Origin of the sequence: Citrobacter sp. Ce119 (assembly GCF_030334525.1) — a bacterium.
Lineage (GTDB): Bacteria > Pseudomonadota > Gammaproteobacteria > Enterobacterales > Enterobacteriaceae > Citrobacter > Citrobacter europaeus.
Genome location: NZ_JAOWDR010000056.1, coordinates 82,261 through 101,985 on the forward strand (window position 1 = coordinate 82,261; position 19,725 = coordinate 101,985).

The window sequence follows — 19,725 nt, forward strand, 5'->3', positions numbered from 1 at the left end:
ATAAGGAACAGGTATGTTCAAACCACACGTTACGGTCGCCTGCATTGTGCATGCAGAAGACAAATTTTTAGTCGTTGAGGAAACAATCAATGGCAAAGCCCTGTGGAATCAACCTGCCGGGCACCTGGAAGCGGATGAAACTTTAGTGCAAGCCGCCGCTCGCGAGCTGTGGGAAGAGACAGGTATCAAAGCACAGCCACAACATTTCATTCGAATGCATCAATGGATTGCACCAGACAAAACGCCCTTTTTACGTTTTCTGTTTTCTATCGAGCTTGCCAATATGTGCGCTACTGAACCTCATGACAACGATATAGATTGCTGTCGCTGGGTCAGCGCGGAAGAGATTCTTTCAGCACCAAACCTGCGCTCGCCGCTGGTTGCCGAGAGCATTCTCTGTTATCAGAGCGGACAGCGCTATCCACTGGCAATGATTGGCGAATTTAACTGGCCGTTTACAGAGGGTGTCAAGTAAAGGGCTGCGTGCTAGAATATGCCGCCTTGAAGTTCAATGTCGTGAGTATTCCTATGTCTGAAAGCCCAAAAAAAGTGATCGTCGGCATGTCCGGCGGTGTCGATTCCTCCGTTTCTGCCTGGCTGTTGCAACAACAGGGTTATCAGGTAGAAGGCCTGTTCATGAAGAACTGGGAAGAGGACGATGGCGAGGAATATTGCACAGCGGCTGCCGATCTTGCGGATGCGCAGGCGGTCTGTGACAAACTCGGCATTGAACTGCATACCGTCAACTTTGCCGCAGAATACTGGGACAACGTCTTTGAACTGTTCCTTGAAGAGTACAAAGCGGGCCGTACGCCGAACCCGGATATTCTGTGCAATAAAGAAATCAAGTTTAAAGCCTTCCTCGAGTTTGCCGCCGAAGATTTAGGTGCCGATTACATCGCCACCGGTCACTACGTGCGCCGCGCCGACGTCGACGGCAAAAGCCGCCTGCTGCGTGGGCTGGATGGCAACAAGGACCAGAGCTATTTCCTCTACACGCTCGGCCATGAGCAAATCGCGCAAAGCCTGTTCCCGGTAGGTGAACTGGAAAAACCACAGGTGCGTAAAATTGCCGAAGACCTCGGTCTGATTACGGCCAAGAAAAAAGACTCCACCGGCATCTGCTTCATTGGCGAACGTAAGTTCCGCGAGTTTCTTGGTCGTTACCTGCCTGCTCAGCCAGGCAAAATTATCACCGTTGATGGCGAAGAAATTGGCCAGCATCAGGGGTTGATGTACCACACTCTGGGTCAGCGTAAAGGGCTGGGCATTGGTGGGACGAAAGAAGGTACGGAAGATCCGTGGTATGTGGTGGATAAAGACGTTGAGAACAACATTCTGGTGGTTGCTCAGGGTCATGAACACCCGCGCCTGATGTCCGTCGGCCTGGTGGCACAACAGCTGCATTGGGTTGATCGCGAACCGTTCACCGGCACAATGCGCTGCACGGTGAAAACCCGCTATCGTCAGACCGATATTCCGTGCACCGTTAAAGCGCTGGATGCTGAGCGTATTGAAGTCATTTTCGACGAGCCAGTCGCGGCGGTAACGCCGGGTCAGTCGGCTGTCTTTTACAATGGTGAAGTGTGCCTCGGCGGCGGCATTATCGAACAACGATTGCCTCTGCCGGTATAATTACTTACACATCTGATACAAGGAAGCAGTGAACGTGGCAAAGAATTATTATGACATCACCCTCGCCCTGGCAGGTATTTGCCAGTCGGCACGCCTGGTACAAGAACTGGCGCACCAGGGGCATTGTGATGCCGATGCATTACACGTTTCACTGAACAGTGTCATCGACATGAATCCCAGCTCTACGCTGGGCGTGTTTGGCGGTAGCGAGGCCAACCTGCGTTTAGGTCTGGAAACGATGCTCGGCGTGCTCAATGCCAGTAGTCGTCAGGGGCTGAACGCGGAACTCACCCGCTACACGTTAAGCCTGATGGTGCTGGAGCGTAAGCTCTCAGCCGCTAAAGGCGCTATGGACACGCTGGGAGACCGTATCAACGGTTTGCAGCGCCAGCTGGACCATTTTGACTTGCAGTCTGAAACGTTGATGAGTGCGATGGCAGGCATTTATGTTGACGTCATCAGCCCACTCGGCCCGCGTATTCAGGTTACGGGCTCCCCGGCAATCCTTCAGAGCCCACAGGTTCAGGCTAAAGTACGCGCTTCGCTGCTGGCTGGTATCCGTGCTGCCGTGCTCTGGCATCAGGTTGGTGGAGGCCGTCTGCAACTCATGTTTTCTCGTAATCGCCTGACGACTCAGGCAAAACAAATTCTTGCTCATTTAACCCCGGAGTTGTGATCTATGGAATTATCCTCACTGACCGCCGTTTCCCCTGTCGATGGACGCTACGGCGATAAAGTCAGCGCGCTGCGCGGGATTTTCAGCGAATACGGTTTGCTGAAATTCCGTGTACAGGTTGAAGTACGCTGGCTGCAAAAACTGGCCGCGCACGCAGCGATCAAGGAAGTTCCTGCTTTTGCTGCCGACGCAATCGGTTTCCTTGATGCGATCGTCGCTAACTTCAATGAAGAAGATGCAGCGCGCATCAAAACCATTGAGCGTACGACTAACCATGACGTGAAGGCAGTTGAGTATTTCCTGAAAGAGAAAGTGGCGGATATCCCGGAACTGCACGCCGTTTCCGAGTTCATCCACTTCGCGTGTACCTCAGAAGACATCAACAACCTGTCTCACGCGCTGATGCTGAAAACTGCCCGTGACGAAGTGGTTCTGCCGTACTGGCGTAAGCTTATCGACGCGGTGAAAGATCTGTCCGTACAATATCGCGATATTCCCCTGCTCTCCCGTACCCATGGTCAGCCAGCCACCCCGTCAACGTTGGGCAAAGAAATGGCTAACGTGGCTTACCGTATGGAGCGCCAGTATCGCCAGCTCAACCAGGTTGAAATTCTTGGTAAAATCAACGGTGCCGTGGGTAACTATAACGCCCACATTGCCGCTTACCCGGAAGTAGACTGGCATCAGTTCAGCGAGGAGTTTGTCACCTCGCTGGGTATCCAGTGGAACCCATACACGACTCAGATCGAGCCGCACGACTACATTGCCGAGCTGTTTGATTGCATCGCCCGTTTCAACACCATCCTGATCGACTTCGACCGCGATGTCTGGGGTTACGTGGCGCTGAACCATTTCAAACAGAAAACCATCGCGGGTGAAATTGGTTCCTCCACTATGCCGCACAAGGTGAACCCAATCGATTTCGAAAACTCCGAAGGAAATCTGGGGCTGTCTAACGCGGTACTGCAGCATCTGGCGAGCAAACTGCCGGTTTCCCGCTGGCAGCGTGACCTGACGGACTCTACCGTTTTGCGCAACCTGGGCGTCGGTATTGGCTATGCGCTGATCGCCTATCAGTCCACGCTGAAGGGTGTGAGCAAACTGGAAGTGAACCGCGATCATCTGCTGGATGAACTGGACCATAACTGGGAAGTTCTGGCTGAGCCAATCCAGACCGTGATGCGTCGCTATGGTATTGAAAAGCCATACGAGAAACTGAAAGAACTGACCCGCGGCAAACGCGTTGACGCCGAAGGTATGAAGCAGTTTATCGACGGTCTGGCTTTGCCGGAAGACGAGAAAACGCGCCTGAAAGCAATGACGCCAGCCAATTACATTGGTCGCGCCGTCACAATGGTTGATGAACTTAAGTAATCTGTAATACGCCGGAGGGCAATTGCGCCTGTTCCGGCCATCAGTTTATGTCGTATGCAAGCCGGAAAAGCGTCAGCGCCTCCGGCTTTTTATCGCCCGGAACATTATCCCTTCCCGCGGTTTATTAAATGTTTATCCCCACAGCCACATAATCAGCGTTAGACTATAAAATTGATTTTGTAAATTTAGCAATTACAGTCAATTACCATAAAATCAATCAGTTAATGAAAAATCGCCTTGGACAATTTCGGGCAATGTGAGTCATTTCATCGCCCCAAATCATGCCCCGAACTGATTTTTGCCCCCAAATTTGCCCCAAAAATTAACAATCGATGGTGGTCTAAGCTGCCGCTAATTTATGCACGTTCTGAAACTGCAACCATCAGCAGAATGTTTAAACCACTCTGGCAGCATGGCCGTGTAATTTGCTTAGCTGATGGCTGGTAAGAATGGAAAAAGGAAGACGACAAGAAACAGCCTTGCTTTATTCATCGGGCCGATGGTGCCGTACCGGCTGATAAATTTATACGACACGCGGTGACGCGTGCCGTTGGAAATGTGAAAAATCAGGGGCCCCAGTTAGCTCAACCAATGTGACGCAGCATTACATTGCCAAATTCATAGCTACCATTTGATATAATTGAAATTATCATGCTTTCTACTTTCAAAAACAGCCAGTGGCTACCTTTTACAACTCATTGATTATCTAAACTTTGATTTTAGTTTTGGGGAAGAGTTTTCGCCAAGAATCCAAGTTTTTCGCCGGCGCATTCAACGCGCTACCACTATTGGCAAACCTCGATGATAAAGCTTTTACTGCCGCTGAAGTCCGCTATGAGCGATAAGCAGACCTTAGGATAGTTCTTCTGGTATGCCATACCACGCTTCCAGCATGGGTTACTCTGCGTCGGGAAATTTGCAGAGCAGTAGTAATGTTACTTTTGTATTCTGTTAACGCGAACCACAGGAGGTTGCGTTTTGGTGTCAAGACTGCCGTTAATACTGATCATTTGATCGGGTTTTACCGTGCGACCGTCAAAGACAGAAAGTGGAATCAGTGTATAAATACTGCCGGTTTTGTCACGAAAAACAAATTTATCTCCACCTTGACCATCAATCAGATTCCCGCGCAGGGAGATGGTTGCACCATCATGCATACTTTTGGCTTGTTGAACCGTCATGATTCGCGCATCTTCTGTACCCCGGTACCCCTCATCCAGAGCGTGTGGTGGTGGCGGCGCAGTATCTTTTTTCAGTCCACCATTGTCATCGTCAGCGAAAACTGTCGGGATTAAAAAACAATATATTAATGGTATCACGTATAATTTCATTCCGTCCTTACCTCAGTAACAACTTGACTTATTAAGTCTGGTTGCTATTCCTTAATCTGGCAAACTGGAACTGTCTTAAAAAGTAATATCGTTACAAATCATCTAACTGGCGAGATACAAGCAAAACAGAGAGGTCAAACATGCCCAGAAAAAAACAGACAGTCCCCGGCATTGAAGAAAGTCATTACTTTCTGAATTTTGAGTCGAAATTTCATAAGGTTGGATTCGCTGTTTTACTCATTATTATTTCCCTGGCGGTATTAGGTGTTTTTTCGGATGGTTATTTCAGTAATGCCGTGAGTAAGAATACTACCGGAGAAGTGACACTGGATTTTGAGCGATTTGGTCGTTTGCAGACAGAGTTTAAATTAAAGATCTCGACTACAGGTCAACATTCTGAGGGGAACATTTATCGTATTGGTGGAGATTTCAATGCTTTCTATGAAACAGAAAATATCTGGCCTCTACCTGACAGAATGTACAGCAAGGGAGATGATCTGTACCTCGTGTATAATGCCAATAAAAAACAAGAAAATATATCAATCTGGTTACTTGTTACACCAGTAAAACCCGGAAGCGCCATGAGTGTGATCCAGTTAAATTCCGGCCCTGAAATTCGTTTCAGTCAGTTTATTTATCCATAGGAGATCATTATGGAAATGGTGCTGAGAGCCTTAGCAATTTATCTTATTTTACTCGTCGTATTTAAGATTGTTGGACGCCGCGCATTATTACAAATGACCAGTTTCGACCTGATTTTATTATTGATTATTAGTGAAGCCACACAACAGGCATTACTTGGCAATGATTTTTCCATAACAGGGGCGATGCTCACCATTGTCACTTTGGTAGTGATCGATATATTTTTCGGATTCATTAAAAAACAGATGAGCGGCGCTGAATCTGCTCTTGATGGCTCACCGGTGATTCTGCTGGACCACGGCGAACCGTTAATGGAGAAAATGAAAATGGTTGATGTCTCTCTCGATGATATTCTGGTGGCTGCACGCCAGAGTCAGGGCATTACGGAACCAGGGAAAATTAAGTATGCAATCCTTGAGCGTAATGGCCATATTTCAGTCATTCCTGATGAGGATTAAGGGGGGAAATGAAAAAATCAGCGTACAACAAAACCAAAACCACTGGCGAGTTAACAAAACAGATCGCGAATACGTTCATTGACAGCGGATTATCCTTAACCACAGCTGAATCTTGCACGGGTGGACGTCTGGCTGCTGCGCTCTGCGCAGAGGCAGATACCGCCGCGTTTTATGATATTGGCATCATTACCTTTAGCAACAGTGCAAAACAGAAAATGCTTGGTGTGCAGGCCAGTACGCTGGAGAAATATACCGCTGTAAGTGAACAGACGGTGATAGAAATGTCTGAAGGCGCCCGGGTACGCGCCGGAACAGATATCAGTATTGCCATTAGCGGCTATGCGGGGCCTGACGGCGGAGAGGATGGTACTCCCGCGGGTACAATCTGGTTTGCGTGGAATTTCCGCGGGCAGATAGTAACAAAACGAACCATTTTCTCCGGCAGTTGTCAGGATGTCATTGAAAAAGCGATCTGTTATAGCCTTGAGGTTTTAGTGGAAGAAGTTTCAGCCTGGCAACGGCACTGACTGTGGTTTGTCAGTGCATGCATTGCCAGAAATAGTCTGAAAAGAACTTATTTTTTCGCTTCGACGCCGTTTGCATCAGATCTCAAAAGGAACTGCGCCGTCGTGTTCGGGAGATGCTTAAGAAGCCAGTCAGCCATATCGAGTTCTTCCGCCAGAATTGACTTTATGGCAGGTATGGACGCGGTGTCACCCGCTTTCTCAGCAGCAACCAGGAGCGAGGTATAACAAGCTATTTCAAATTGTTCAAATACATAGCCGCTGATCGCTCCCTTTACAATTTCATCAGAGGGTAACATGCCTCCAATCGACTGGCCAAACGCGGCCATTTTACTCATCGAGTCTTTTAGTACAGAACGCGAGATATCATTTCGCTTAAGAATCTCTTCCAGCACGGTAATCTGTCGTTTTGTCTCGGTCAGGTGTTGCTCTATTCTGGCACGTAAATCAGGATAATTATCGATACGGCCTGCCATTGATTCCAGCATGGATTCCGCTTGCTTTTCCATCGCATGCGCATCCCGTAGCCAATCATGGTAATGCTCAATATAATTCATCGTGATTTCCTCGAGTCAGTAATTTTATTTTTTCTCGGCCTTTTTATTGATATTGCCTACCGCAAGGTCGGTGAGTTTCAGGTCGGTATCTTTTTCTTCCTTAAGTGTTTCCGCGAGAAGTTTCACCGCTTTTTTATAACCCAGTTGTTCCGCTAGGGTGGCCAGAGTGCCGTAACTGGCTATCTCATAGTGCTCTACTTTCTGTGCCGCAGCGATTAACGCCGCATCGCGAACTTCATTTTTTTCAGTGCCTTCTATGGCCTCATTAGCTTCTTCAATCAGTCCTTCCATAGCCACGCATTTGATACGTTTAAGCTTAATTTCCGGCTCTTGTTCAAGGATTTGGTCTATACGCTCTATTTGCCCCCGAGTTTCTTCCAGGTGTGCATTAAAAGCCGCACTGAGTTTTTCATTTGACGCCGCTCTGGCAAGTTTAGCCAACCCGCGCGTTAATTGTTTTTCAGCACTATAGGTGTCTGAAAGCAGGTGAATAAATACATCTTCAATAGTTTTCATATTCATATGGATTCCTTCAGGGCTAGAGAAATACTGCGAGTCTAATCCAGACCCGCAGGACACTCTTTTTTATTAAAAGATGAGACTGAAACTAATAATCAGGAATTGTCAGACTTACGGCCACCACTGTGACTGTTCTGCCCGCCTTTCTTACCGGCTTCAGATGCACGTTGCGGATCATTTTTGAAGTTTCCCCCGCTGTGCTGACCACCTTTGCGGCCTGCTTCAGATGCTTTATCTCGGTTTTCAGCGAAATTACCGGAACCACCACGATGCTCTGCCATATATCACCTCATATATCGGTTATGCCAGTCAGATACAAAAGTGTATTTCGTACCCGTCGTTGTTCAGTGCTTAACGTTAGCGGTAATCCTGACTTAGTCAAATTTAATTCCGGCATCCACCATTTTTCCACCTTTATTTTTCAATACATTACAAATCTCTCGCTTGGCTTATTTTAAGGCTAACATGATATTAAAGACACGCTAACTCACCGACCACGCACAAAAAAATAAAAAATATTAAAACCAGGATTAATCTGATACGGAAATTATTAAGATACAAGCTGTGAATTTTGATCTACGCTTATTAGCTCTTCCAAGTAAATATAGAGAGGTGATGGAATGGCGGATAAATATAATGAGAAACAGGATACGAATATGACAAATTCAGAACGTTTTCCTGTTCCACCTTTTCCACACCAAAGACAACCTTTTCCGGGACTTGCCGGAAAAATGCAACCACGTCCGGATCATGGTGAAGAAAGTTATCAGGGAAGCGGTCGCCTTACTGACCGAAAAGTGTTAATTACCGGAGGTGATTCAGGAATTGGACGAGCAGTCGCAATTGCTTTTGCACGTGAAGGCGCGGATGTGGCAATCAACTACCTGCCTGATGAAGAAGAGGACGCTCGTGAGGTCGTCGATCTAATTCAGAAAGCAGGAAGAAAAGCCGTGGCACTCCCTGGTGATATCCGTGAAGAGACATTTTGCCAGCAATTGATTAGTCAGGTGGTTAAGACCTTAGGTGGGCTCGATATCCTGGTCAATAACGCGGGTCGCCAGCAATTCTGTGAGTCGATTGAGGAACTTACAACTGATGCCTTTGATGCAACATTCAAGACCAATGTCTACTCGTTATTCTGGATTACTAAAGCGGCACTCCAACATTTATCCCCTGGTAGCGTGATTATAAACACCTCATCAGTTCAAGCCTACGAGCCCAGCGAGATCCTACTGGATTATGCTCAGACCAAAGCGGCTATCGTAGCTTTTACAAAATCGCTGGCAAAACAACTGGCACCGAAAGGGATCCGGGTAAATGCCGTTGCCCCCGGTCCCTACTGGACGGTTCTTCAATGCTGTGGCGGCCAACCACAGGAGAAAATTGAGCAGTTTGGTGCTAATTCACCACTTGGTCGACCTGGTCAGCCTTCGGAAATTGCACCACTATATGTCACCCTGGCTTCCCCAGAGAACAGCTATACGTCCGGGCAGGTCTGGTGTTCTGACGGCGGGACCGGGACGTTATAACGAGTGATTGCACGAGATGAATAACGGGAGAACTAATGATGAAAGCAATGACTTATCATAGCCGTCTTCATGCCCGCAACCACACACTACCTTAACCCGGTATATAAACGCCGTAAGATATTGTTATTCGTGTAACGTAAAGTGCTATCTGTGGTTCGGGCCCCGCATACTTATCGGGGTAAACCCCAGTGCACTTCATGGTGACATCTTTGGCCATGAGTTTATGACAGAGGCCGTTGAGACAAAACCGGAAGTGACAGCGGCCAGTATTGGCGATCGTGTGGTAATACCCTTCTTCCCAGACACCCAGGAGATTAAATGGCTGACTTAAATGAACGCGTTGAAATCCTTGAGAGAAATCTAGACGATCTGAGACTCGACCTTCACGCATCAAAGATTGCTATTAGCGTTTTATCTACTGTGATAAACAGCATGAGTGCTGAACCTGGAGTACTTGAAAGATCTTATGATCAAGCCAAAAGTTCTGGTCCTCTTGTAAAATTCAATCATCCAGTAGAGGAAGGTTATGAGGATAAACTTACGGAGAGAATATTAAATATACTCTCGTCTACCTAAAACAAGCTTAACTAATCCAAAACTACCCCAGAGGATAAGCGGAATATCCTCTTAGGGTGAACGCATTCCGGACTTCCCCAGCCGGGGACAAACCGACCATAGCGGTGGGGTTCAGATATGCGCAATAATCCCTTCAATGAAAAATCTGAGCACAATAGTTACGTACGAACTGTCTGCTCATGGCACATAGCAGCCCTTAAGCGGTAACTCGCCATCATGGGGTGTCGGGGGGGCGGAGGTTCAAATCCTCTCGCGCCGACCAAAAATCCTTTAATAACCAGCCTGTTACGGCTGTTTTTTTATGTCTGTTTTCTGAAAGGGGAAGCTTCGGGGAATTACTGGGAAAAAGTCCGTCAAATGTTGTCTATTAATCGCTCTCGAACACAATGATTAAGGCCCCCTTCACTTTCGGAATTCATCAATTCACAAAGAAATCATTCCGATTTATTTTACAAGCTCCGTTTAAATCTTTAACGGTGCGCACCACTTTTTCTTACTGCCCAATACTTTTAGTCTGACATATGGCTGGAGGTTTCTATGTGTGGACGCTTTTCACAGTCAATGACACGAGAGGACTATCTTGCCCTGCTCGCTGAAGAAGGTGAACGCGACATTCCATACAATTTTGAGCCAACTAGCTGATTGAATGCGGCAAGATATCAAAATCCTTCTGCAGCTAAATTTATATAGCTCGCGGTTACGCGTGTTATATAGAATGTGAAAACAATGAAAATAAAGTAATAACTATTAAGGCAAATTGGCATCCTCGACTAATTTTGTCAATTTATCTATAGATAACGGCTTTGAGTAATACCATCCCTGTACACCGCACTCAGGGAACATTTCAGTTAAATAATTAACCTGAGTTGATGTTTCCACACCTTCGAATACGACCTTATGAGTTATATCTTTAAAAATCTCTACCAATCCTGATAATAAATTATTACTTATAGAGTATTCATCGATAGAGTCTGTAATTGATTTATCAATTTTAATTTCATCTATTTGTAAACTTGACAGCCAGTTTAAATTTGAATAGCCCGTCCCGAAATCATCAATGGCTATTGAAATACCTTTATCATTAAATAAAGAAATTACCTTTTGGAGTGAATTTAGATCCGCACTCTGTCTTTCTGTTAATTCCATCATTATCATTCCGGGCTTTATATTTAATTCATCGATCATCTGAAACACTTTTCTTTGAAAAGATTCAGACAAAAGGTCTTGTGAACTAACATTAATGCTTATAAAGACATTAAATTTTTCAGAAAGGGACCTAGCTTCTTTTACTACCATTCGAAATACAAGATTACTTACATCTTGAATTAAATTATGTCTCTCTGCAATAGGGATAAAAATATCAGGAGGAATGCTACCAATATCATGGTCATCCCATCTAATTAGTGCCTCTACACCAATAACCATACCGGTTTTTATTTTATAAATAGGTTGATATACAAGATATAATGATTCATTTCTTATGGCATTTTTTAATCTTGATACTAATGATTGTTTGCGTGCAACCTTTTGATTATAAACAACACCTAAAAGAACACCTGTTACAATAGATGTAAATGCAATCAACAATATCATTAACCAATTATCGAAACTCACCCACGGAAATTTAACTCCTCCCATGACACAGATGTCATGTTTTCCATTACAACTTTGCGTAGTAATAAGTCCTAACTGATAGGATTTATCATGTTTAGCCTCCTCAAGCAGATCGACCAGTTCACCAAACCTAAACAAATGAAGAGAATGATCTCTATTGCCGACAATTGCTGAAAATCCTTTCTCTTCATGGTCTGTAGCAAATCTGTTAAAAGCAAATGGTGAAATCGTTATAGCTAATTTTTGGTTGCTTAGTAAATCAGCTTTAACATTATTTTCCAACAACACGCCAAAAAACCACGTCAAGTTATCCTTTTCAACTTTTCTATCGTATATGTTGAGTAATAATGGTGCTGGCAACTTTCCCCACAACGCAGTACAAGTAATTGCCCCATTAGAAATAAATGATATATCCTTTATAAGTGCATAAGGCCATAGAGCGATTCTTACAGCATGAAGCTGTAGTTCACTACAGGGACTATAAGCATCAAACATCTCATAACCATCATTTATTTCATCAATCTGTTGAATGAGACTAACACTTCTATTCAATACTCGTTCTGTATATGAACCGATACGCTCCTTATATATATAATAAGTAGAAATCTCAGTTAACGACAAAAACAGCAAAAATGAAAATGTGATTGATATCACATAGGGCTTAAGTGTAGTCAATTTGTAGTTCTTTATCACACAAACCTCTTAATATATCCTAACCCTTTGTGACAACATACATTCCACTATCAATATACAATGTTGAACATACAATTAAAATAGATTATCGGCAACAATAGTTGTTTCTTTATACTTTCCATTAGAAACTGACATCATACTATAGTACAAAACTATATAAGTGAGATTTATGTCTCCATTTCAATCAAGTACATGTCTCCCTACATGTACAAACATCGTGAACATGATAGCATTCAAGGGGGCTGAGTATGATGAGGGAGCGTTCTTCCCCCGATGCTGGTGTTCGGGTAAAACCGCTCATGACACTGCCGGCGATCAACACTGACGCCAGCAAGTATGGGAAGGAACAGATTAGCTGTACTGTTCAGGAAATGTTTGAAGAGGCTGATTGTGGCTGGTTTCAGATTAATCGCCTTGAACCATCATATTGCTTAAGTACAATCCGCCGTGACTGGCAATCATTCAATACTCGCACTATCGAACGTTCGCCAGTTCGCCGCCGCCCGTTCTCGCATACGACGACGCGTGGCGTCTTCTCAACACCGCGCAGGTAATTTTTTGTATAGCGTCGACCCCCCTACATCATAAATTATAGCCAAACGTTTTCTTGACTCACCTGCAGCAATCAACCTTCCAGCCTGAGCCCACTCTTCTGCGGTTAACTTTAGTCCTCTTGCACAAAAGACATCGATATATCAGCCAGCGAGGAAACAGAACTGGCGGCGTTGCGAAGCTATCGTACTGAGTTACGTCGAATCGATTTGTCTTCCGCCCCTGATATTAACTGTCCTGAATATTCGGTTGAGTAGGCCATTCAGGATTTGAGGTATCTACCCGGTTAAGCAAGACACGGTATTTCTTCCACTCCAGTAAAAGTGCGGTTTCAACCTTCGTTGCCATGTCGAGATCAACAGCATCCTGTAAGGGAGCTATAGCGGATGTTGCAACCGCCAGAAGATTTATTTTTTCCTGTTCCGCCAACATCAGAAGATGTTCATTTTCCGCATCGGTATCGTGGACCCACTGTGCTCCGTTCCACTTAACAAAATGGCCTTCCGGCGCAACGGAAACAACATCGTCAGGTAACTTACCTAACTGGTCAATTGTGGTAGCTTTCCCGGTTTGAATGTCGTAGACAATTTTCCCTCGATGGTCCTCAACCAGTGACCATTTTTCTGACTTAAGATTAAATACAGCGACAAAACCGGCCTTCGCTGGCGGCGGAGAAATATTGGTACTGTAAGCAGGTAATCCGGTATTAGCAGGGATAAACCCTTCACATTTCCCAATATATTCATTTGTATCTGCACGAAGGTTGTAGAGAGTAATAGTTCGGTTTTCTCCTGTCATTTCAAAAGTCATCAGGCAAGCCTCACAATATAATTAAACGCAATATTTTTGACAGTGTTTTCCGCGTTACCAGTAGCGTTAACAGTGACGGAGTGTCCGTGTGAACCAATAGCAATGGAGTGTGCATGAGCGCCAATTGCAACAGAGTGCGCATGGTTACCCGTAGTGTTTGTGACGCCAGACCAGGTTCTGGAAGCGTTAAAGTTTACAGGAACACCATAAGTAAAATTAGAACCTGTAAAACTTTTAGCCGCTGCAGAGCCACCAAGTGTAAATGCTCCACTTGCTGTATAGAAGCTACTATTATCACTTCTGAAGTAACCGAGAGTACCAGTAATTTCCATAGTACCTCTGTTGTGGTTATGGTCACCGGTAGTGTTTGAAGTCTTAGTGCCGTAATCAAACGATGATGTGGTTTTAGTTCCCAAATCCGTACTGGATGCGCTGGCTCCGTGGGTATGCGATATAACACCATCCTGTTCATACGAAAGTGCCGCACGACCGTTCGGTTTACCCTTAATCGTCTGGCCTCGCATATCCGGGATAACACCCGATGGATACGCAATCGCAAGCAATGGATAGGCTGCTTTATCGAAAGGTTGCCCCTGCATTAAAGCATACCCTTGAGGAGTTGTATCAGACGGCCAGGGAATAGGTGCTCCGACCGGAAAAGAATCATCAGGCATCCAGGGAGTCCATGCCTGCGTTGAATGCTTGCTACGTGTATAACTGCGGGATGAATTGTACACGCGGTAAATCTGTGTCACTCCGGCGCTTCTCAGTACCATCAGAGAACCTGCATTATTCTCCGGGTAATTTAGTGCCGTACTGGTATTAACATTCATATCCTGAGCATACAGCCCCGGCGTCTGGAAATTGTCCAGATTTTGGTCTGCACCAATCATCAAGACTTGCCCGTTAAAAATATCCTGTGAGGTGATGTAAATATCATCTGTAAGCGCTTTTTCGTTTACTCTGCGCGTTGAAGGCACCGCGCCAGCTGCTAAATTTATCGTTTCTACCAAACCAAGGTATGTGAGAATTTCATTTATTGAGTTTTTAGCAATCAACCCACGCCCGGTCGTCGTCAGATCCGTCAACATCAACGTATTTTTACTGCTAAAAAATGGCAATTTACTTCCGGAGGTAGACAGCCCGGACAGCGACGTCAGTATTTCATTTAGCGGCTGTTTATCCGCTAACGCATTGAGCATCGTGGTTGCAAAGTTAGGATCATTTCCTAATGCCTGCGCTAACTCAGCCAGCGTATCCAGAGCTTCAGGGGATGAGCCAACTAATGCAGCAACCGCAGCCTGAACGTACTCGGTATTCGCAATCTGTTTATTACTGACACTTAATGGCGGCGTGGGGGCAGTTGGAGTCCCTGTCAGATCCGGACTGTCCAGTGGGGCCTTCTGGTTTGCCAGGTCTTTGACTTTTTTAACGGCTTTCGGTGTCGCTGCATAGGCTTCACTGTCGCTGTCGTCATCGCTGCTTAACTGCACAAGCCCTTTCTGCGTGGTGCTGGCGTCTCCTGGCTTCAGACTTTCAGCAATATCCCTCGCTTCATCACGGTATCCCTGTGAGGCTACTGCCGCGCTTTCAGCGCCAGCCATTGCGGCTTCGGCGCGCTGAGTATCATCAGCTACAGCGGCTTTCAGTTGCTCCGAAACCTTGCCTGCGGCTTTCTCCGCAGCGTCTGTCGCCGCTGTTTCAGCGGCCTCCACTGCCTCGTTCCGGGAAGTCAGCGCCTCATCTCTGGCCTGTTCTGCACGGGTGACACTCTCAGCGGCTGCATTTTTCTGTTTCTCAGCCTTTTCGGCTGACTGCAGGGCTGATGCATTACTGGAAGATGCCGATTCTGCACTGGCTGATGCCGCAGCCTCTGATTTAGCAGCCTTTTCGCTGTACTCCCTGGCATGCTGTTCACTTAGCACTGCAGCTGCCGCGCTGTTATCACCCTGTTCTGCCGCCTGCGTGGCCGTGAGGGCGCTTTCACGCGCAGAGGTTTCCGATGCGGCTGCATTACCGGCATGTTCACCCGCTGTTTGTGCTGCTGCAGCAGCACTTCCGGCACTTCCTGCGGCTGACTGTGCCGAAACTCCCGCTTCCTCCTGCGCTTTCTGTGCCGTATCAGCGGCTGTTTCTGCCTGTCCGGCCTGCTCCGTCGCTGTCTGTGCTGACTTTGCCGCACTGTCAGCATCCGCAGCACTGGCCAGAACATCCTGCGCTGTCTGTCGGGCATTATCGGCAGCAGACCTGGCTGACGCATCAGCAGCATCTGCAGAGAGTGCCGCCTGGCGCTGTGACTTTACCGCGGCCGTTGCAGACAATGCCGCTGAACCCTTACTTTGTTTCGCTGACTGTGCTGCGTTTTCCGCACGCTCCCGATCCTTTTCTGCCTCCTGGCACAGCGCTGCAGTGCGGTTGACCATTTCCTCAAAACGTTTCATCACCTCCGGACGAAGGTCCGCGTCCTTTGGCGCATCGAGAAACGCATTCAGGGTATCCGGCGCATCGGTCGGGGCCACGTAAATGTCGCCAGCCACAGAGGGCGGAAACCCTTCCCGCATCAGTGACACACTGTAATAACCCGGTTCAGCCTCAATGCTGTAGTGGCCGTTCGCGTCCGTAACAGTGGATGAAATCACCTCCACAACAACGGTCGGGCTGGTTTTCTTCGCATTCAGCTGAATAGTGCAACCCTGTACCGGCTTCCCCGCCCCGTCTTTTAATACGCCAGAAATTTGTACTGACATATGTCATTACCTCTTGTTTTCAGCAATAAAAAAGCGTCCATTCAGGCGCTCGTTTCTGGATTCAGGTATCAGTAAATGCTGATCCCCGTGCTGTTCTTCTTCACCACCATGACCAGCAGGTTGCTGATATCAGCCCAGGCCCCGCCGCCATACCCCCTGGATGAAACCGTGAAGCTCAGCGTCACATTTCCACCTCCGGCTGGCATATCAAGAACCCTGCTGAATGATCTCGCTGTAATCGCGGGTTCTGCGTTGTATATCTCTCTGCCGTTGTGCTTCACCAAAAGCCCACAGTCTGTCCATATCTCGTTGCTTGTCTCTGATTTTGCCTTTCCTCCTGCAAAGGTGATGGGGGGAATGATTATCTGCCTGTCAAAATGGTGGTCATCCTGTATCTGAACCGTGAGGGTCCCATTCGGGTAATTAGCGCTTCCGGGGAAAGCCCGCCCCACGGCTTTAACGATATCGCCGACAATATTCTCTGCCCGCATTGTCCCGTTAATGGTGCAGTTTTCCGCTATCGTCACATTATTGAGTGTGCCGGAATTCGCGCTGATATTACCGCTGATATCCGCATTACGGGCAGTCAGCCTGCCGTCAGGCGTCAGCATAAAGGTCGGCGGGTTCCCGCCACTGGTGATGCTCGGGGCCGTCAGATATTTGAGGAACACCTCGTTCATAAATATCTGGTTGCCCTGCGCCACAAACATCGGAGTTTCATTGCCGTTCGCCGGGTTGATAAACGCGATACGGTCAGCCGCCACCAGGAACTGGCTCAGTTTACCTTCTTCCGTATCCTCCATGCTCAGGCCCAGACCAGCCACATAGTGCTTCCCGTCTTCGGTCTGTTCTATCTTCACGCCCCACATGGCATTCCACTTGCCGTTCGCGTCCTGCCACTCTTCCGAAAACTGATCCAGCCGGCTGGCGTTGTCTTCTGTCAGTTCCACCTTCTCCAGCAGTTCTTTGCCGAGGTGGCTTTCGGTGATTTCCCCTTTGAAGAAGTCCAGATAGCCCGCCGCATCGTTGCTGGCCTGGCCTTTAGCCTCCACGAACACCGATTTCCCGACTTGGTTCACGGCACGGATATAGAAGTAATAGTCTTTACCTGGTTTGATACTCGCGTTTGCCGCAATCCAGTACAGCGCCGTGCCAAGATAACGCGCATCGCTTTCCACCTGGCGGATATCGGGTATCTGCGTATCCGTAAACCAGAATTCATACTGCACCGTGGGGTCATATACCGCCTGACGCGGAGTGGCGGTTATCTGGAAATAGCCGGGAGTCAGCTCAACATAAGACGGTACAGCCGGCGCGGCGATACTGAAATCTGTGCTGGCAGGCTCACCCTGCTGGCCCTGGCTGTTCACCGCCCGCACCGTCAGGGTGTAGCGCCCCGGCGTCAGGTTGCGGAAGGAGTGCTCCGTTTCGGTCAGGGTCAGGCTGCTGGCCAGGCGGTCGCTGTTATCTTCCGCTTTCACCGTCAGGCGCAGGAAGAAGTTAACGCCTTTCACCACGCGCGGCGTGTCCCAGCGCGCCCGCGCCTGATACTGCCCGTCCTCTGCCAGAATCTCCGTGGTGAGATGCTGCACAGCGGGTGGTGTGTTCGTGATACCTGTGCCGGGCAACGGGTCAAACTTCGCACCGTTGTCCACGATGCTCTCTTTCTCCGGAACATGCTGCACGGCGGTGATGGCATACGTCCCGTCATCATTCTCCCGTATGGCCACGCAGCGAAACAGGCGCTGGCGCAGGTCCGGCAGTTTCAGCCCCCACACGCTGTACGCCGCCACGCCATCGGATAACTGGCTGACGGTCACGCGGTCCGGGGCCGGATGTGCAGTGACCGCGACGGTAACAGGCTGGCCATCGCTGCCCACCAGGTTCAGCACCACATTGCCGCCTGGCGGTATTTCCACCTCGCGGTCCAGGGTGAGCGTACGGGACAGGCTGTCGACCGACAGAACGCGTCCGCCCACGGTCACGCCGGCATAATCACTGTCGCAGACCTCAATGATATCGCCGGGAACATGTCGCAGTCCTTCGGCCCCCACGGAAAAATCCACCGTCTGCGTTTCCAGCAATTCGGTGGTGATGGCCCACAGTCCGGCGCGGTGCGCCTGCCCCCGGCTGGTACAGGCGAACGCGTCCATCTTCAGGACGTTGCGACCGTAGCGCCGGATGGCAGCGTCGTTTTCCACCAGTTCGGTGGACGTTTCCCAGCCGTTGTTCGGGTCGGTGTAACGGACCTCGGCGGCATTATGGCGCTCTTTCAGGGCGCTGAAGCTGTAGATGAACGGCGCACCGTCAGCGGGCATCACCACATTACTCTGCGTATAGGTCCAGACTTTATCGGCGGGCCGGTCCTGTACAAAGGTCAGGGTATTGCCGTTCCAGACCGGCATGCAGCGCATCAGGGAACAGAAGTCCCCCAGCACGTCCCACGCTTTACGCTGGTCCGTCAGATACGCATTGCAGGTGATACGCGGCTCTGTCCCGCCAAAACCGTCTGGAACAAGCCGATCGCAGTACTGTGCAATGGCATACAGCGCCCACTTGTCCACATCGGCAACACCGATGCGGCTTCCCATGCCATAGCGCGGGTGGGTCAGCATATCCAGCACACACCAGGCCGGATTATCTGTCCAGGCGGGTTTAAACGTCCCGTCCCACAGCCCGGAATACGTCCGTTTTACCGGATCATAATTCGACGGCACCTGTACGATACGCCCGCGCAGGAGATAGTTTCGCGTGACCTGTTGGCTGCCAAACTGCTCCGCGTCCACTTTTACCCCGATAACGGCGGTATTCGGATAGAGTTGTTTTACATCAATGATTTCGGTATAGCCCGACCACACCGTTTTGTTCTGCAGCAGGTCTGTCGTACTGTCATCAGTGATACGTTGCATGCGGACTTCAAACGGCCGGGGCGGCAAATCATCGATCACCACAGATGCCAGAAACTGCGTGGTTGTTTTACCTGTAATGGTGATATCCCGTTCCGTTCGCCACAGCCCGTCCCGGCGAAACTGGATCAGCATCTGTACGCTGGTCGGGTTGCGGTCGCCTTTGGTACTGGTACTGACCAGAGACTGCACACCAAAGGTAAAACGCAGACGGTCCACCGTTTTAGCGGTAATGGTGCGGGTCACCGGCTCTGACTTCTTCACCTCCACACCCAGCAGGGTTTCAGCACCGGAGTCTTCGAACCCCTCCATCGCGGTCTGCTCATCCTCCCCCACGCGGTAAACCACGGTGACACCGTGAACCATCGCATTACCGTCGCTGTCGAGGACCGGCGTTTTGTTAATTCTGACACTTTTCAGCCCGTCCACCGGACCTTCAATCGGCCCCTCGCAGATGGCATCAACAACGGTCAGCATCTGGCTGGATTTCAGGTCGTCAGGAGCCTCATGCGGCGTTTTACTGCTGCCACCACCCTTACCCATAATCTGTTCCCTCTGAAACGACAAAACCGCCCGAAGGCG

18 protein-coding genes and 4 pseudogenes are annotated in these 19,725 nt (G+C 48.5%); 13 read left to right on the forward strand and 9 right to left on the reverse strand.

Translation table 11 applies throughout. From position 1 onward, the window contains the following. The first annotated feature begins 13 nt into the window (after nucleotides 1-13). The 5 genes and pseudogenes from OGV80_RS15455 to OGV80_RS15475 form a co-directional block, all read left to right on the forward strand. The gene (locus OGV80_RS15455; protein ID WP_047411995.1) at nucleotides 14-475 is read left to right on the forward strand and encodes an NUDIX hydrolase; all 462 of its coding nucleotides are present in this window, start codon (nucleotides 14-16) and stop codon (nucleotides 473-475) included. Nucleotides 476-528: 53 nt separating this feature from the next. Next, nucleotides 529-1,635: a tRNA 2-thiouridine(34) synthase MnmA gene (gene mnmA, locus OGV80_RS15460; protein ID WP_003832402.1), complete on the forward strand. Its 1,107-nt coding sequence runs from the start codon at nucleotides 529-531 to the stop codon at nucleotides 1,633-1,635. Between the two features lie 34 nt (nucleotides 1,636-1,669). Beyond that, entirely contained in the window at nucleotides 1,670-2,311 is a 642-nt protein-coding gene (gene hflD / locus OGV80_RS15465) for a high frequency lysogenization protein HflD (protein ID WP_016153409.1), read from the forward strand. 3 nt (nucleotides 2,312-2,314) lie between these two features. Beyond that, entirely contained in the window at nucleotides 2,315-3,685 is a 1,371-nt protein-coding gene (gene purB, locus OGV80_RS15470) for an adenylosuccinate lyase (RefSeq protein ID WP_016153410.1), read from the forward strand. A gap of 333 nt (nucleotides 3,686-4,018) precedes the next feature. After that, nucleotides 4,019-4,282, forward strand: a pseudogene (locus OGV80_RS15475) (SOS response-associated peptidase family protein); the annotation flags it as partial. A 338-nt stretch (nucleotides 4,283-4,620) separates the two neighbouring features. Here OGV80_RS15475 and OGV80_RS15480 read toward each other — a convergent pair. Beyond that, nucleotides 4,621-5,016 (reverse strand): YdeI family stress tolerance OB fold protein, encoded by a 396-nt coding sequence (locus OGV80_RS15480; RefSeq protein WP_016152759.1) that lies wholly within the window; start codon nucleotides 5,014-5,016, stop codon nucleotides 4,621-4,623. 140 nt (nucleotides 5,017-5,156) lie between these two features. Between OGV80_RS15480 and OGV80_RS15485 the strand changes: the two genes are divergently transcribed. From OGV80_RS15485 to OGV80_RS15495, 3 genes are read left to right on the forward strand one after another with little or no spacing between them, the layout of a single operon-like run. Then, nucleotides 5,157-5,660, forward strand: coding sequence for a hypothetical protein (locus OGV80_RS15485; RefSeq protein ID WP_016152758.1), 504 nt, complete (start codon nucleotides 5,157-5,159; stop codon nucleotides 5,658-5,660). A gap of 9 nt (nucleotides 5,661-5,669) precedes the next feature. Further along, the gene (locus tag OGV80_RS15490; protein WP_075847167.1) at nucleotides 5,670-6,116 is read left to right on the forward strand and encodes a DUF421 domain-containing protein; all 447 of its coding nucleotides are present in this window, start codon (nucleotides 5,670-5,672) and stop codon (nucleotides 6,114-6,116) included. 8 nt (nucleotides 6,117-6,124) lie between these two features. Next, the gene (locus tag OGV80_RS15495) at nucleotides 6,125-6,643 is read left to right on the forward strand and encodes a 2-oxo-tetronate isomerase (protein ID WP_016152756.1); all 519 of its coding nucleotides are present in this window, start codon (nucleotides 6,125-6,127) and stop codon (nucleotides 6,641-6,643) included. Nucleotides 6,644-6,690: 47 nt separating this feature from the next. Here the strand turns inward: OGV80_RS15495 and OGV80_RS15500 are convergent, their stop codons facing one another. The 3 genes from OGV80_RS15500 to OGV80_RS15510 form a co-directional block, all read right to left on the reverse strand. Then, entirely contained in the window at nucleotides 6,691-7,197 is a 507-nt protein-coding gene (locus OGV80_RS15500) for a ferritin-like domain-containing protein (RefSeq protein WP_016152755.1), read from the reverse strand. Between the two features lie 24 nt (nucleotides 7,198-7,221). Continuing rightward, nucleotides 7,222-7,719 (reverse strand): YciE/YciF ferroxidase family protein, encoded by a 498-nt coding sequence (locus OGV80_RS15505; protein ID WP_016152754.1) that lies wholly within the window; start codon nucleotides 7,717-7,719, stop codon nucleotides 7,222-7,224. A 92-nt stretch (nucleotides 7,720-7,811) separates the two neighbouring features. Continuing rightward, nucleotides 7,812-7,997 (reverse strand): con-10 family general stress protein, encoded by a 186-nt coding sequence (locus OGV80_RS15510; RefSeq protein ID WP_016152753.1) that lies wholly within the window; start codon nucleotides 7,995-7,997, stop codon nucleotides 7,812-7,814. A 339-nt stretch (nucleotides 7,998-8,336) separates the two neighbouring features. On the opposite strand from OGV80_RS15510, the gene OGV80_RS15515 reads away from it, so the two are divergent. The 3 genes and pseudogenes from OGV80_RS15515 to OGV80_RS15530 form a co-directional block, all read left to right on the forward strand. Then, a complete protein-coding gene (locus OGV80_RS15515) occupies nucleotides 8,337-9,245 on the forward strand; it encodes an SDR family oxidoreductase (RefSeq protein WP_016152752.1) in 909 nt (302 codons plus the stop codon). Between the two features lie 318 nt (nucleotides 9,246-9,563). After that, nucleotides 9,564-9,821 carry a hypothetical protein gene (locus OGV80_RS15525; RefSeq protein ID WP_016152751.1) on the forward strand — a complete coding sequence of 86 codons (258 nt, stop codon included), beginning with the start codon at nucleotides 9,564-9,566 and terminating at the stop codon, nucleotides 9,819-9,821. A 537-nt stretch (nucleotides 9,822-10,358) separates the two neighbouring features. Then, nucleotides 10,359-10,454 (forward strand): annotated as a pseudogene (locus OGV80_RS15530) (SOS response-associated peptidase); the annotation flags it as partial. Between the two features lie 114 nt (nucleotides 10,455-10,568). Here the strand turns inward: OGV80_RS15530 and OGV80_RS15535 are convergent. Then, a complete protein-coding gene (locus tag OGV80_RS15535) occupies nucleotides 10,569-12,110 on the reverse strand; it encodes an EAL domain-containing protein (RefSeq protein WP_153647147.1) in 1,542 nt (513 codons plus the stop codon). 284 nt (nucleotides 12,111-12,394) lie between these two features. On the opposite strand from OGV80_RS15535, the pseudogene OGV80_RS15540 reads away from it, so the two are divergent. Continuing rightward, a pseudogene (locus OGV80_RS15540) lies at nucleotides 12,395-12,537 on the forward strand (DinI-like family protein); the annotation flags it as partial. Between the two features lie 127 nt (nucleotides 12,538-12,664). Here OGV80_RS15540 and OGV80_RS15545 read toward each other — a convergent pair. Next, a pseudogene (locus OGV80_RS15545) lies at nucleotides 12,665-12,793 on the reverse strand (helix-turn-helix domain-containing protein); the annotation flags it as partial. Nucleotides 12,794-12,853: 60 nt separating this feature from the next. Here OGV80_RS15545 and OGV80_RS15550 point away from each other — a divergent pair. After that, a complete protein-coding gene (locus tag OGV80_RS15550) occupies nucleotides 12,854-12,937 on the forward strand; it encodes a tail fiber assembly protein (RefSeq protein ID WP_232585360.1) in 84 nt (27 codons plus the stop codon). Here OGV80_RS15550 and OGV80_RS15555 read toward each other — a convergent pair. The 3 genes from OGV80_RS15555 to gpJ form a co-directional block, all read right to left on the reverse strand. Further along, nucleotides 12,909-13,490 (reverse strand): tail fiber assembly protein, encoded by a 582-nt coding sequence (locus OGV80_RS15555; protein ID WP_286515282.1) that lies wholly within the window; start codon nucleotides 13,488-13,490, stop codon nucleotides 12,909-12,911. The two genes, OGV80_RS15550 and OGV80_RS15555, sit on opposite strands and share 29 nt — an antisense overlap. After that, entirely contained in the window at nucleotides 13,490-16,237 is a 2,748-nt protein-coding gene (locus OGV80_RS15560) for a prophage tail fiber N-terminal domain-containing protein (protein WP_286515030.1), read from the reverse strand. Before OGV80_RS15560 ends, OGV80_RS15555 begins: the two co-directional genes overlap by 1 nt. A 68-nt stretch (nucleotides 16,238-16,305) precedes the next feature. Next, complete coding sequence (gpJ, locus tag OGV80_RS15565) at nucleotides 16,306-19,686, reverse strand: phage attachment tail tip protein J (RefSeq protein WP_286515028.1); 3,381 nt, start codon at nucleotides 19,684-19,686, stop codon at nucleotides 16,306-16,308. Nucleotides 19,687-19,725 lie beyond the last annotated feature (39 nt).

What these genes read in the sequence shown, in the direction of transcription:
- OGV80_RS15480 (WP_016152759.1), bottom strand. Translation starts at nt 5,016, where the DNA reads ATGAAATTATACGTGATACCATTAATATATTGTTTTTTAATCCCGACA.
- gpJ (WP_286515028.1), bottom strand. Translation starts at nt 19,686, where the DNA reads ATGGGTAAGGGTGGTGGCAGCAGTAAAACGCCGCATGAGGCTCCTGAC.
- OGV80_RS15555 (WP_286515282.1), bottom strand. Translation starts at nt 13,490, where the DNA reads ATGACTTTTGAAATGACAGGAGAAAACCGAACTATTACTCTCTACAAC.
- purB (WP_016153410.1), top strand. Translation starts at nt 2,315, where the DNA reads ATGGAATTATCCTCACTGACCGCCGTTTCCCCTGTCGATGGACGCTAC.
- OGV80_RS15525 (WP_016152751.1), top strand. Translation starts at nt 9,564, where the DNA reads ATGGCTGACTTAAATGAACGCGTTGAAATCCTTGAGAGAAATCTAGAC.
- OGV80_RS15455 (WP_047411995.1), top strand. Translation starts at nt 14, where the DNA reads ATGTTCAAACCACACGTTACGGTCGCCTGCATTGTGCATGCAGAAGAC.
- OGV80_RS15495 (WP_016152756.1), top strand. Translation starts at nt 6,125, where the DNA reads ATGAAAAAATCAGCGTACAACAAAACCAAAACCACTGGCGAGTTAACA.
- OGV80_RS15505 (WP_016152754.1), bottom strand. Translation starts at nt 7,719, where the DNA reads ATGAATATGAAAACTATTGAAGATGTATTTATTCACCTGCTTTCAGAC.
- OGV80_RS15490 (WP_075847167.1), top strand. Translation starts at nt 5,670, where the DNA reads ATGGAAATGGTGCTGAGAGCCTTAGCAATTTATCTTATTTTACTCGTC.
- OGV80_RS15560 (WP_286515030.1), bottom strand. Translation starts at nt 16,237, where the DNA reads ATGTCAGTACAAATTTCTGGCGTATTAAAAGACGGGGCGGGGAAGCCG.
- OGV80_RS15500 (WP_016152755.1), bottom strand. Translation starts at nt 7,197, where the DNA reads ATGAATTATATTGAGCATTACCATGATTGGCTACGGGATGCGCATGCG.
- OGV80_RS15510 (WP_016152753.1), bottom strand. Translation starts at nt 7,997, where the DNA reads ATGGCAGAGCATCGTGGTGGTTCCGGTAATTTCGCTGAAAACCGAGAT.
- OGV80_RS15485 (WP_016152758.1), top strand. Translation starts at nt 5,157, where the DNA reads ATGCCCAGAAAAAAACAGACAGTCCCCGGCATTGAAGAAAGTCATTAC.
- OGV80_RS15515 (WP_016152752.1), top strand. Translation starts at nt 8,337, where the DNA reads ATGGCGGATAAATATAATGAGAAACAGGATACGAATATGACAAATTCA.
- mnmA (WP_003832402.1), top strand. Translation starts at nt 529, where the DNA reads ATGTCTGAAAGCCCAAAAAAAGTGATCGTCGGCATGTCCGGCGGTGTC.